Raw genomic sequence first — 462 nt, forward strand, 5'->3', positions numbered from 1 at the left:
GTCGCGACCTGGCCAGGGACAGCGAAACGCCGGGCAGGGCGCTGATCCAGTTCGACAACTACTTCGCCTGGCTGGAGGGGCCGTCGGCCACCATCTTGCGGCCGGGCCAAACTCCGTTGCGAGGCGACTACGACTACGCCAGCGGGGTGATGACGCCAAGCGCGACCGCGCCCGATCCGGCGCTGGTGGACAAGGCGATGTCGCACGTCATCCTGCCATCGATCTTGTATCGCGAGCAGCGCTACAAATTGCCGAAGTAACGCCGTTGCGGCGGGGTCAAGTCTGACATTCGTACACGGGCTCTACCGTAGCTTTCGCTTCGGTAGAGCCCGTGTACGAATGTCAGACTTCGTATATTGAACATGTCGCGCCGACATTAGATAATCACGATGTTGATGCGGCCGGGCGGAGTGATGCCGATCAGACTGAGTGCCTTTGAGCACGTGGGTCAGATAGGTGCCT

The 462-nt window shown here is 60.8% G+C and carries 1 protein-coding gene; it reads left to right on the forward strand.

Translation table 11 applies throughout. The annotated features are described in order from the left end of the window. Nucleotides 1–260 (forward strand): hypothetical protein (locus H7U32_RS10080; protein WP_204469894.1); only part of this gene is annotated, 260 nt, incomplete at its 5' end. Nucleotides 261–462: the final 202 nt, after the last annotated feature.

This window comes from Bifidobacterium pullorum subsp. saeculare (genome assembly GCF_016899725.1).
In the GTDB taxonomy this organism is placed as follows: Bacteria; Actinomycetota; Actinomycetes; order Actinomycetales; family Bifidobacteriaceae; genus Bifidobacterium; species Bifidobacterium pullorum_C.